The following is an 11,688-nucleotide window of genomic DNA, read 5'->3' on the forward strand; positions in this document are numbered from 1 at the left end:
GAATCCAGGTATGGCTAGCGCTTTAAATCCTTCCTTACAGGAGTGAGGAACCGCGTCGGGTTGGCCGCTCGGTTGCGGCGCATCGACGGGACGGAAATGTACAACCGTTCCATTGCCCTGGTGATGGCGACATAAAAGAGCCTGCGTTCCTCCTCAAGCGGGGCTGAATCCCCGTTCCGAAGGCTTTCAAGCGCATAATCATGCGGCAGGCTGCCATCTACGGCCCCGAGGATATAAACGGTTTTGTATTCAAGCCCCTTTGCGCGGTGGATCGTACTAAGGGTAATGGCGCTCGTGAAATGTTTGCCGAGATTCTTGATTTCCCTGTTCATCGCGGCCATATGCGACGCATGTTCCAGCAATGCGGGAATGGCATCGAACGATTTCGCGGCGACCTTCAAATCCTTCACATCATCCGAGCCTTTCTCAAGCTTGTTCCCTTCACTGCCGCGCTTTTTCAAATAATCCAGGAATCCAAGTTCTTTTTCAATTTTCTCAATCGCGGCATACGGTGCAAGGCCCCGCATCGTTTTTATCGCGGCGACAGCCGATTTTAGCTTTTTTTGCTGGAAGGCATGGGCAGTTTTGACTTTTCCGAGCGCATCAAGGGCGGTGCAGTCGTCAAGGATGGTGGCCGCTTTTATATCGGAAAGGACTTCCTGTTTTAAAAACAATGCCGGAAGGATGGAGGCGACTGCCTGGATGTCATCCTCTTCAACAGCAAGCTTCAGGAATCCGAGGACCGTTTTCACCGTCCGGCGTTCGTAAAATGATTCTGCATCCTGTTCGATTTTGAATGGGAGGTTCGACGAGGCAAGCCGTTCGAAAATTGCCCGTGAACCGGCATGAGTCCGGTATAGGATTGCGAACTCGCCGGGATTGGCGCCAGATGCAATCTTTTCCTGAATGTCGGTCACCACCATCGTTGCCTCTTCCTCTTCGTCATACGGGAAAAACACAACTGGGGGGATGCCCGCTGTTGTTTGCGCTGCCATTTCCTTCCTGCGCCTTTTTTTGTTATAAGAAATAATTCGGTTCGCCGCAGCAACGATTTCGTTTGTTGACCGGTAATTCTGGCTTAATAAGACAAGCCTCGCATTTGGAAAATCATGCTCAAAATTCAGCAGGAACTCGGGTGAGCTGCCGCGGAATGAATAAATCGTCTGGTCGTCATCGCCGACCGCGCAGACATTTTTTGTTTTTGCCGAAAGCATTTTGATCAATTCGTATTGGACCTTGTTAATATCCTGGAACTCATCAATGAGGAAATAACGGAACCGGTCCTGGTACATTTCAAGAATGTCGGGTGAAGATTGGAACAATTCGTGGCAGCCGGTCAGCATATCGTCGAAATCAAACAGGCCTTGCTGCTGTTTATAGGCTTCATAGCGCTCATAGAGAAGGAGCGCGGTTTCCTCCCATTCGGTATCAGCCTTAACTTCCGCGGGTGACAGGAGTGAATTTTTCCAAAAACCAATTTGCTGAAGGGCAAGGTCAAACGGGAATTCCTTTTCGGACAAGCCGAGCTCCCTGCCGGCATCCTTGATAATCCGTTCGCGCTGCCATTCTTTTTTCAACAGCCTGTCCCCATTCCATCTAGCGCGGTCCGCATGCATTAGGATCCGATAGAAGATGCTGTGGAATGTCCCGGACACAAGCTTTGAGAGAAGCTCGCTTTTCATGTTCGGATAGCGGAGGAGGCGTGACTTCATTTCCTGTGCGGCTTTGGTTGTAAACGTCACAAGCATGATTTCGGAAGGGGCGATGCCGCGCACATCAAGCATGTAGGCGGTCCTTGCCGTTAGCACCCGGGTTTTCCCGCTCCCGGCGCCGGCAAGGACAAGGATCGGCCCTTCCGTTTCAGTCACGGCCGCAGCTTGGTTCCCATCGAGCGTAAAGCCTTCCGACTCAAGTAATTTTAAATAATCGTGCGGGTCTTCATGTACGGGAAGGACCGCGGTGGCTGCTCCTCCGCGGATGGCAAGCTCCTGTGCAGCCTGGAAGGATTCGCCCACCGGTTTTGCAGTCGGTACCCGGAATCCTCCGATTTCACGTGTTTCCCGGACGGCATCAGCCACATCAGGGCATTTTTTTTTAGAATCATAAAGATGGAAAAAATGCGGCTCTTGTTCAATCCCCAAATAAAGGCGGACGGGCTCAAGGCACGCGGGGCATGAAAGTTCCCCATTCCGGCCCGCCAAATAAATCTTTTGATAACGCTCCCGGCTTAATGTATGTAAATGAATCGTTCCGTTTTGAAAAATTGCTGATTTCATTCTACTATCCCCATATCTAACAGTCATAACACGAACTCTATGATAACAGACAATGAGCGTTCCCGGAAGTTTCGATTGTCCCGTTTTTTTGCACAGGCGGCAGAAGCTTGATGGTTTAAGCCGTTCGAGTATCGGGTAAAGGAGTGTCGATTTAGATCATGATGAAACGAGGCGTGGCAATGAAGAAGACCGTCGTATACAGCCTGGTGCTGCTGATGGGGACGGCAATCACATGTATTTTGCTTGAGTATTACCGATTGGGATCCCTTTTAGGATTTATGTTCATAGCATCATCCGTCACTGCCGGGCTAATGTATTCGGCTATGAACCAGGATTTTGGCGCCGAAGATAGGACAGGTGACTTTTACCTATAAAAAAGCTCTTGCCAGTTAGTCAGGCAAGAGCTTTTCAGCTTATCTAGGAAATTATACAATTGAACCTTGTGAATAACTCGAAATAAGGTATTGTAATCCAGCTCCAGCGCCTAGCCCCTCGAGGTCATAAGCCGGTTCCCTCCGGAGGGCAGGCCCGTCCTCGGAAATGCTAGCATTTCCTTCGTGCGTGGGCGAATTCAGGGATGACATTCAGTGTCCTGCGGGCCCCGTCTTATGCTTGTCGGGGCTGACCACTAAGGAAAGCTACTTAGAATAATCATCGCAGGGACAAGCGGTTTTTGCTTGTCGCGAAGGCGCTTGCGCATTTTGTTTCTATATAGATTTCACCATCGTTTTATGCGGAATTCCCGCGTCAAGGAATTCATCGGAAACAACTTCGTAACCCAGTCCCTCATAGAAGGGAATCGCATGGACCTGGGCATTCAGTTTAAGTTTCTGTGCTCCCTGCTCCTTGGCGTATTCCTCAATTTTGTTCATGATGGCCTTGCCTGCGCCCGTACCGCGGGCTTCCTTCAGGACGCAGATCCGTTCCACTTTCCCGTACCCATCGACAAAGCGGAAGCGGCCCGCGCCCTGCGGCTCAGTCCCGTTGTAAAGGACAAAGTGGGCGCAATCATCTTCGTATTGATCTATCTCTTCTTCTTCCGGCACTTGCTGTTCAATAACAAATACCGTCATTCTGACTGAAAAGGCATCCTGTTTTTCTCTCTCGGTTGTGGCTAAAACAACATCCATAAAATTACTCTGCTTCCTTCCCAAGACGGAATGTTTCATATACCGTCCACTGCCCGTTCTCAAGCTGATAGAGGAGGTGGAAGCGGTCGATTTCTTCTTCGTGGTCAATCCCTTGCATTTTGAGTGTCCCGTAAACATCGAAATGCTCATCGTCGGACAGTTTTTGGCCAATCGTAATATGCGGGACAAATTTGTATGCTTGCTCGGGGCTGTTGACAATGTCATTCAACTCTTTATGAAGGGCAATGATTTCCTCGCCTGGCTCGACCTTCAAATAGATGACATTGTTTACAGGATGAAAGGAGCTAATCTTGGATGTTCTTAAACTGAAAGGTTCATGTTTTTCTGCTGCATCACGAAGCTTTTTTGCTAGTGTTTCAGCTTCTTCTTCGGATGATTCAAATGCATTGACCAGCGTAAGGTGCGGTGCTATCAGGGCATAATGTGGATCATACCGTTTTCGGTAAGAATTCACCCAGTCCTGAAGCTGTTTTGTTGGGAAAAGCGCAACTCCGAATCTCATACGACCTACCTCCAAGAGTCCAAATTTGCTGTATGTTATTATACAGCAGATGGTTTTTGTCCTTCAAAATATTATAGCAAATTTGTTTCCAAAAATATATTGTTGGCAAGGCAGATTGAAAAATATAGATAAAAAGTCTGTCGAATAAAGTGATTTAAGTACTGTAAATAATTTTGTAATGAGAAAAAAGCTTTATTGAAAAAAGAATTTCATGTCGGATGCCTTGCCGAGCTTCCAGACAGTTATCTAAAAAATAACTCCTTAAGCGCTGCCCGAAGGTCCGGCTGCCAATAGGTCCAAGCATGGCCGCCTTCAAATTCCCGGTACTGGCAGCTAATCGGTTTTTTTGAGAAAAGGGAGTTCAGTTCCCTGTTTGGTGAGAGAAAATCCGCGATTTTCCCATTAACCAGTTCAGCCTTATCTTCCTTGTTCCCGACCGAATGGTAAATATGGAGGGGGGGATTCCCGCTGTATTTTTTTACTACATCCAAAAGGGCATCATTGATATAAGGCGATTGGGCCAGCACTTTTCCGAAAGTGTTCGGATAAAGGAGCGCCGCATGCAGAGCAACTGTTCCGGCTAGAGAATCTCCGGCAAGCGCGCGGGTGGAACCCATCTGGTATGTCGGGTATTCCCTGTCAAGCCACGGAACGAGTTCATGGGCGAGGAAGCGGAGGTACGCAACATGCTTATCCCCATCAGGATGGTACTTGCTGCGCCTGTCATCCGTGTCCTTATATGGGATGCCGACAATGATTAAATTCTCAATTTCCTTTTTTGTTAAAAGTTCATCTGTAAGCGTTCCGATTCGGCCAAGCCTGAAATAATCCTGTCCATCCTGTGCGATAAGGATTGAATATTTATAAAGAGGCGAAAAAGTTGCGGGCAGATGGACCAATAATTCGACCGCCTCTCCCAAGGCAACGCTTTCAAATTGTACTTCCTGGACAGTTCCACGCTGGTATTCCATTGCATTTCCTCCGGCTCGTTTAGATTGTCAAAAAAATTTTACCATAACAGGTGCGGAAAAGCTTTTCGGAAAGGAAAGGGAGTAGCGATTCATCGAAAATTGCTTTCAAAATTGTGGACAGTTGGGGGATTTGCGGGGCAAGGGGAGATCTCCAGAAGTACAGGAAGAATTCCAGAGGGCAAAACTTTAGGATAATTACAAAAACCCCCGGATAAACGCACAAAACTTCAGGGGATCGATAGTTCAGTGCTTACAAAGAGATAGCAGGCTTTCCACTAAAACAGCTGCAAAGTCTCTTTTTCTGGTAAAATGGATATACTATTAATAGTACATGGAGGGGGTTTCGATGAGAGAGGTTGATTTTATCAAACTGACGGAAAAAATAGCAGAACGGAAGCCGGCTGTAGAAAGGGAACTTTTACTAGGGAAGAATGAAGACCGGCTTTTCCGGAAGCGGCCCCGGGATCCGCATGAAGCTGAAGTACTTGACCGATTGAGCGTCGAGAAATGGAAACGATATGTCAAAGAGGGGAAAATAAAGTACCTGGGGAAGAGGGAATGGTACTATGACCCAAGTTGAAAAGGGAAAACTTGACCTGAAACAGTTAGCGAATAAAACGCAGTTTGAAAAGATGGTCGGTGTGGTTGCGATATTGACTAAGATTTTTCAGGAGCAAAACCTTAAACCGATAATTGTTGGGGGACTCGCAGTTGAAATCTATACACATAGCGACTATACAACAGTCGATATTGATATCGTCTTCAGCCAGTGGACACTTGCGAAAGACGTCCTCTCCAAATTAGGTTTCAAGCAATATGGCAGGCATTTTTTTCACGAAGAGCTTCATGTCAGCATTGAAGTCCCGGGAGATATGCTTGAAGATTCCGATGAGGATAAAGTCATAAAAATGAACCTTCCCAATGGGGACTTCGTGTATGTAATAGGGATAGAGGATATTATCCTAGACCGCCTAAGAGCTTGCAAACACTGGAAATCAACATCGGATTGTGAATGGGCAAAGCGGCTTTACCTCATCCACAGCGAAACAATCGACAAAGATTATTTGATCCAATGCGCGAAACGCGACCAGACTAATGAACTTTTATTGGAATGGAAACTTTAATAAACATTTTTCAAACCACGGATTTTGGCTGTTGCATTAAATTGCCATCCTCATTATAATAAATCCAACCTAATCGAATACAGGCGTTGAAGAGGAAAAGTAGAATGAAGTTATTTTTCACAGAGAGCTTCGGGTGCTGAAAAGAAGCAAAAATACTCATTTGAAAAATGGCCTCTGAGCCCCGTACTGAAAGCGCGGAATCGTGCGAGTAGGCTGCGGCGAGTGCGGGCCCTCGTTACCAAAGCCACAGTATAAGAGCAGTCTGGCTGCTCCGTACTTGCAGAGACTGGCTGTGCGAGCAGCTGGTGAATGAAGGTGGTACCACGAGACAATAGCCTCGTCCTTATCTAGTTTTTAGATGAGGGCGGGGCTTTTTTGTTTTTTAAAAAAGGAGGAGATTGGAATGGCAGTTTTTATTGGAGGGGCATGGCCGTATGCGAATGGATCACTACATCTTGGCCACATCGCAAGCCTGCTTCCGGGTGATATCCTGGCCCGGTATTACCGGCAGAAAGGGGAAAAGGTACTCTATGTTTCAGGAAGCGACTGCAACGGGACGCCGATTGCGATAAGGGCGAAACAGGAGGGTATCTCACCCGATAAAGTAGCGGACCGCTATCACAAAGAGTTTGAGGATACGTTTAGGAAACTTTGCTTTTCCTACGATTGCTACACCCGGACGGACTCCCGGCACCACCACGAAACCGTCCAGCAGCTTTTCCTGACAATTTTGGGGAACGGACATATTTATAAAAAAGAAATCGAGCAAACGTACTGCGAAACATGCGTGCAGTTTCTGCCAGATCGCTATGTTGAAGGGAACTGCCCTCATTGTGGGCAGCACTCGCGCGGAGACCAGTGCGACCATTGCTCAGCGATTCTCGACCCGCTCGATTTGTTGGAAAGGAAATGCAAGCTTTGCGGCACCCCGCCAACTGTCAGGAGCACCGAACATTTTTATTTTTCCCTTAGTAATTTCCAAGAGCGAATCGGAGAATATGTGGGTGAGGCGAAAAATTCGTCAGCCTGGCGGGAAAATGCCATTCAGTTAAGCGAGCGTTATTTGCGAGAGGGACTGCAGGACAGGGCGGTATCAAGGGATATGGACAGGGGCATAAGCATTCCTGTAAAGGGATATGAAGAGAAGAAAATATATGTCTGGATTGAAGCTGTGTCAGGCTATTACTCAGCGGGGAAATTGTGGGCGGAGCAAACTGGCGCAGATGATTCGGAGTATTGGAGTGATAAGGTAAAAGCGTATTATGTGCATGGAAAAGACAATATTCCGTTCCATAGCATTATTTGGCCGGCAATCCTGCTTGCCGCGGGAATTCCAGCTTTGCCATCCCATATTGTTTCGAATGAATACCTCACTCTTGAAAAGAAAAAGATTTCCACGAGCCGCAACTGGGCCGTCTGGCTGCCGGATATTACAAAGGAATATGATCCCGATTCAATCCGTTATTTTCTCACCATTAACGCTCCGGAAAGCAGGGATACCGATTTCTCGTGGCGGGAGTTCATTTACAGCCACAATTCCGAATTGCTCGGAGGATACGGGAATTTGGTGAATAGGACACTGAAGTTTATTGAAAAATATTATGGCGGTGAAGTTCCGGAGGCTGAACTGGATCCTGAAGTCGCCCAGGAGGTTACTCGAGTTTACAAGTCGGCGGGGCGGCTAATTGAAGAGGGCCATTTTAAAAAGCCCTTGGAGGAAGTTTTCGAGCTTGTAAGGTTCGCGAATAAATATTTCGATGATCAAAAGCCTTGGAAACAGGTTGTGGAAGACCAGGATGGATGCCACCGGACGCTGTTTAACTGTGTTGTTGTCCTCACGAATCTGGCGAGGCTCCTTGCGCCGTTTCTTCCGTATTCAAGCGGGAAGCTGAACGCAATGCTTGGCGTTGATGAGGGTTCCTGGGAACCAGTTTTGGCTTTTTCCGGGGGGATAAGGGAGGTCGAGCCTCTTTTTGAACGAATTGACTTGGGGAAGATTGAGGAAGAAGTTGAGAAGTTAAGAAGAAGCGAGAGGTAGCTAGTTTTGAGTTGCGAAATTTATCCGGTGGAGTGGCGGAATTTGCGGATAGAGCAGGCAAATTTCCAAGAGAAACCGGGAACTTCAGGATAAACCGGGAAAACATGAGGGTAAACAAGAAGAATCTCAGGATAAAACCGTAAAATCTCAGGGAATCGATAGCAAAGTCCTAGCAAGATGATAGTGAAACAAACAAAAAAGAGGTGGCTGAACGAGTCAGCCACCTTTCCTATTCTGTGAGAACGTCCCGATACTCATCCTTCCGTTCGAGCACTTTTTTTGCAAAGGAACAGGCGGGTATGATGAGTTTCTGCTCTTCCTTGGCAAAATCCCCAATGCGGTAGACAAGTTTTTTTCCTAGTCCGCGTCCATTCTGATCCTCATCGACCAGCGTGTGGGTGACGGTAATGATTTCTTTGCCATCCTTCCCGGCGCCGCCTGGAACATACTGAATCCGCCCGATTACTTTGCCGTTCTCCTCAATGTAGAACTCATTGTTTCCATGTTTGATTTCTGCCATCTAACCAGCTCCTATCGAAATCTTTCATCCTCCATCATTTTCCCCAAAAAGAAAAGAATAATCGATAAGGTGAAAAAATTGATTATTCATGTGTACTACATGTGTACTATAGGTAGTAAAAAATGTTTCCTGGGGAGGATTGAAAATGAGAATAAGAAAATTGGAATTGGGCGAGCGGCCGCCGATGGAATTATTGCTGCTGGCCGATCCTTCAGAGGATCTTATAAAAGAGTATGCTAGGATAGGAGACTGTTATGTTGCGGAAATTGACGATGAGTCGATTGGTGCGTATGTACTCATGCCTTCCGGAACCGGAACAGTGGAGTTGAAAAATATTACCGTTGCCGAACATTTGCATGGCAGAGGAATTGGGAAAGGGCTCGTCCTTGATGCCATCAGGACGGCAAAATCGCATGGATATAAACGGATTGAGGTTGGGACCGGCAATTCGAGCATCGGCCAGCTGGCACTCTATCAAAAATGCGGATTCAGGATCGAACGAGTTGAACGGGATTTTTTTATAAAGAATTACAAGGAAGAGATTTTTGAAAACGGCATCCGTTGCATCGATATGATCCGCTTGTCCCAAACGCTATAAAAAGAAAAAAAGAACCATTTTCGGTGAAAGGTTCTTTTTTATCTATATTAACTTACGCGCCTTGGCTTGTATGGCCTTGCCGAGAGGATGTTTTCCAGCTTGAATGTGCGCATTTTGTTCCTGAGCAGGCAAAACGCATAGACATCGTTTCCCTTCACGCCGCGAATAATCATTTTGCGCTGGGAAAGCTCGTTTTTCTTTGACAAATAAATGACTTCAAGAGGCATGTTTTCTTCCATTGAACGGAGAAGCATTCCATTCATTTCAACACCTTCTTTCTATTCCTATTATACGCGAACGTTTGTTCTTTATTCATGTATTTTGCCTGGAAATTAAGGAATTTTTATAAAAAGGCGGGTCGTGTAAAAGATAGTAAATTATGTTGCTCGTAGCCGGTTTTCGCGACCTTACGGATTACTTAGTCAGGCTCTTGTCAAAAGCCATTTTTACGAAATAAGAATAGCAAAGGCATAAATAACCAAAAAAACGCATTGAATTCTGAACTGCCGGATTCAATGCGTTTTTCTATTTGGAAAATATCTACTGGGATATTTGGGGAATTGTCCCTGTTTTTATTTTTGTCAAGCATGCTGAGTACCCAAATGGAATGTTTAAAAAAATGGAGGTAGGACTTTAGATGGAGTCCCTCTTGAGTGTATTTATACCTACATTTTTTAATATCTTTTTTACAGTTGCTTTTTTGTTCAAATGAACTTTCTGTAAAAGACCTATTTTTACTTTTGACCCCCATTATAAAACTCTCGGATATTTTCCTTTTCTTTTCTTTTAACTAGATATTTTTTCATGCAGTTCTTTGTATATTTTTAAAAATCAGGTACTTATGCCTAGTCGTGTAAAGAAAGTAACATATTTTTAATGTTTATCCCCAACTTTATCCCCGAATCTTTAATGGGGTGAATTTACCTAGGGGTGTAAATAATCCCTTATTCACTTTTAACGAATAAAAAACTAGGTTTCAATTAAGAGGTGGACAAAAATCGCCACAATTCAGCAAATTTTTCATTTACTAAAATGTCGGAATAAGTGGAGGAATTATGGAAGAAACAATCAGCTTAAGAGAATTGATACAGACGTTAAAGAAACATCTTGTCCTTATTTTAACACTTGCCATTTTAGCAGTTGGGATAACCGGGGTTGTAAGCTACTCCTTTTTAACCCCAGTGTATCAATCATCTACACAAATCCTTGTAAACCAGGCAAAGGATGAGAAGGCGGTCTATAGTACCGCGGATGTTCAAACCAATCTGCAGCTCATCAATACATATAATGTCATTATTAAAAGCCCGGCGATTCTGGATTTGGTCATAAGGGAGCTGGATTTGGATCTATCTTTTCAGGAGTTGAATGGAAAAATCCGTGTGGCGAGCGAAAAAGATTCGCAAGTTGTAACAATTTCGGTGCAGGATGAGAATCCTGAAATGGCAGCAAAGATTGCCAATACGACAGCGACAGTTTTTCAGCAGGAAATTGCAACTATTATGAATGTCGACAATGTCAGCATTTTGGCCACTGCACAAGTGTCGGAAGGGCAAGCACCGGTTAAACCAAGGCCTCTCTTGAACATGATGGTCGCACTTGTTGCCAGCTTGATAGCAGGGGTAGGTTTGGCATTTCTAATCGAGTATTTTGACAATACAATTAAGACCGAAAAAGATGTTGAAAGGGTTCTTGGCCTGCCTGTCCTTGGCATCGTACCTGTAATTGAAGATGCAAAATTGCAGACGATGAATGCGCCTCGGTCCGTAAAGCCATTGGAAACAAGGGGTGAAACAGTTGGTTCTTAAAAATAAAAAGAATAAAGGCTTTTCCAATAGGAGAAAGCTTATCGCGTCGCTCGATCCCAAATCGGTAGTATCCGAGCAATATCGGACAATCAGGACAAACATTCAGTTTTCCTCTGTAGACGAAGATATTCAGGCAATTATGGTGACGTCTGCAGGGCCTGGGGAAGGAAAATCGACAACTGCAGCGAATTTGGCGGTCGTTATGGCCCAACAGGAAAAGAATGTCCTTCTTGTCGATGCCGATCTCCGCAAGCCGACGGTGCACTATACGTTTGAATTGGTAAATCAGTATGGACTAACTAGTGTACTTGCAAAAAGCAAATCATTGGAGCAAGCAATACGTTCAACAGATATTCCTTTTCTATCTGTTTTAACGAGCGGCCCAATTCCTCCTAATCCAGCTGAGCTTTTAGGTTCAAAATCAATGAAGGAAATACTGGAGGAAGCAAAAGAAAGGTTTGATGTGATTATTTTTGATACGCCGCCAACACTGGCGGTCACAGATGCCCAAATACTGGCAAACCTTTGTGACGGGGTTCTCCTGGTCCTATACAGTGGAAAATCTGAGAAAGAACAGGCAATCAAGACAAAGGACCTGTTAGTTGCCGCCAATGGGAGGATTCTTGGCGTCGTTCTTAACCAGAAAAAAATAAAGAATGATAGTTATTCTTATTATTACGGAACTTAATCAGCAGTTTGTTTT

Annotated in this window: 13 protein-coding genes and 1 other annotated feature; of the genes, 7 read left to right on the top strand and 6 right to left on the bottom strand. The window is 45.4% G+C overall.

The annotated features are described in order from the left end of the window. Window positions 1–14 precede the first annotated feature (14 nt). Entirely contained in the window at window positions 15–2,276 is a 2,262-nt protein-coding gene (locus RB160_RS17345) for a UvrD-helicase domain-containing protein (protein ID WP_316571690.1), read from the bottom strand. 158 nt (window positions 2,277–2,434) lie between these two features. Between RB160_RS17345 and RB160_RS17350 the strand changes: the two genes are divergently transcribed. Then, window positions 2,435–2,650 carry a hypothetical protein gene (locus RB160_RS17350; RefSeq protein ID WP_316571691.1) on the top strand — a complete coding sequence of 72 codons (216 nt, stop codon included), beginning with the start codon at window positions 2,435–2,437 and terminating at the stop codon, window positions 2,648–2,650. Window positions 2,651–2,983: 333 nt separating this feature from the next. Here RB160_RS17350 and RB160_RS17355 read toward each other — a convergent pair whose 3' ends face one another. The 3 genes from RB160_RS17355 to RB160_RS17365 form a co-directional block, all read right to left on the bottom strand. Further along, the gene (locus RB160_RS17355) at window positions 2,984–3,406 is read right to left on the bottom strand and encodes a GNAT family N-acetyltransferase (RefSeq protein ID WP_316571692.1); all 423 of its coding nucleotides are present in this window, start codon (window positions 3,404–3,406) and stop codon (window positions 2,984–2,986) included. A gap of 4 nt (window positions 3,407–3,410) precedes the next feature. Then, on the bottom strand, window positions 3,411–3,929 hold the full coding sequence (locus RB160_RS17360; protein ID WP_316571693.1) for a 2'-5' RNA ligase family protein: 519 nt from the start codon (window positions 3,927–3,929) through the stop codon (window positions 3,411–3,413). A 242-nt stretch (window positions 3,930–4,171) separates the two neighbouring features. Further along, on the bottom strand, window positions 4,172–4,900 hold the full coding sequence (locus tag RB160_RS17365) for an alpha/beta hydrolase (protein ID WP_316571694.1): 729 nt from the start codon (window positions 4,898–4,900) through the stop codon (window positions 4,172–4,174). A 346-nt stretch (window positions 4,901–5,246) separates the two neighbouring features. On the opposite strand from RB160_RS17365, the gene RB160_RS17370 reads away from it, so the two are divergent. The 3 genes from RB160_RS17370 to metG all read left to right on the top strand — a co-directional run bounded on the left by RB160_RS17370 (window position 5,247) and on the right by metG (window position 8,062). Next, window positions 5,247–5,480, top strand: coding sequence for a hypothetical protein (locus tag RB160_RS17370; protein ID WP_316571695.1), 234 nt, complete (start codon window positions 5,247–5,249; stop codon window positions 5,478–5,480). After that, window positions 5,467–6,024 carry a DUF6036 family nucleotidyltransferase gene (locus RB160_RS17375; protein WP_316571696.1) on the top strand — a complete coding sequence of 186 codons (558 nt, stop codon included), beginning with the start codon at window positions 5,467–5,469 and terminating at the stop codon, window positions 6,022–6,024. Before RB160_RS17370 ends, RB160_RS17375 begins: the two co-directional genes overlap by 14 nt. Window positions 6,025–6,101: 77 nt before the next feature. Continuing rightward, window positions 6,102–6,372: a binding site (T-box leader), on the top strand. A 55-nt stretch (window positions 6,373–6,427) separates the two neighbouring features. Next, complete coding sequence (metG, locus tag RB160_RS17380; protein WP_316571697.1) at window positions 6,428–8,062, top strand: methionine--tRNA ligase; 1,635 nt, start codon at window positions 6,428–6,430, stop codon at window positions 8,060–8,062. 229 nt (window positions 8,063–8,291) lie between these two features. Here the strand turns inward: metG and RB160_RS17385 are convergent, their stop codons facing one another. Continuing rightward, on the bottom strand, window positions 8,292–8,582 hold the full coding sequence (locus RB160_RS17385; RefSeq protein ID WP_316571698.1) for a GNAT family N-acetyltransferase: 291 nt from the start codon (window positions 8,580–8,582) through the stop codon (window positions 8,292–8,294). Between the two features lie 145 nt (window positions 8,583–8,727). On the opposite strand from RB160_RS17385, the gene RB160_RS17390 reads away from it, so the two are divergent. Then, window positions 8,728–9,180 carry a GNAT family N-acetyltransferase gene (locus RB160_RS17390; RefSeq protein ID WP_316571699.1) on the top strand — a complete coding sequence of 151 codons (453 nt, stop codon included), beginning with the start codon at window positions 8,728–8,730 and terminating at the stop codon, window positions 9,178–9,180. A gap of 47 nt (window positions 9,181–9,227) precedes the next feature. On the opposite strand, the gene RB160_RS17395 is transcribed toward RB160_RS17390, so the two are convergent. Next, window positions 9,228–9,443 (bottom strand): hypothetical protein, encoded by a 216-nt coding sequence (locus tag RB160_RS17395; RefSeq protein ID WP_316571700.1) that lies wholly within the window; start codon window positions 9,441–9,443, stop codon window positions 9,228–9,230. A 792-nt stretch (window positions 9,444–10,235) separates the two neighbouring features. Between RB160_RS17395 and RB160_RS17400 the strand changes: the two genes are divergently transcribed. Both RB160_RS17400 and RB160_RS17405 read left to right on the top strand, forming a co-directional pair. Next, a complete protein-coding gene (locus RB160_RS17400; protein WP_316571701.1) occupies window positions 10,236–10,985 on the top strand; it encodes a YveK family protein in 750 nt (249 codons plus the stop codon). After that, window positions 10,975–11,673 (top strand): CpsD/CapB family tyrosine-protein kinase, encoded by a 699-nt coding sequence (locus RB160_RS17405; protein ID WP_316571702.1) that lies wholly within the window; start codon window positions 10,975–10,977, stop codon window positions 11,671–11,673. The genes RB160_RS17400 and RB160_RS17405 overlap by 11 nt, the downstream gene beginning before the upstream one ends. The last annotated feature ends 15 nt before the right edge of the window (window positions 11,674–11,688 follow it).

The sequence above is a fragment of the Neobacillus sp. YIM B06451 genome, from assembly GCF_032667185.1.
Lineage (GTDB): Bacteria > Bacillota > Bacilli > Bacillales > Cytobacillaceae > Bacillus_D.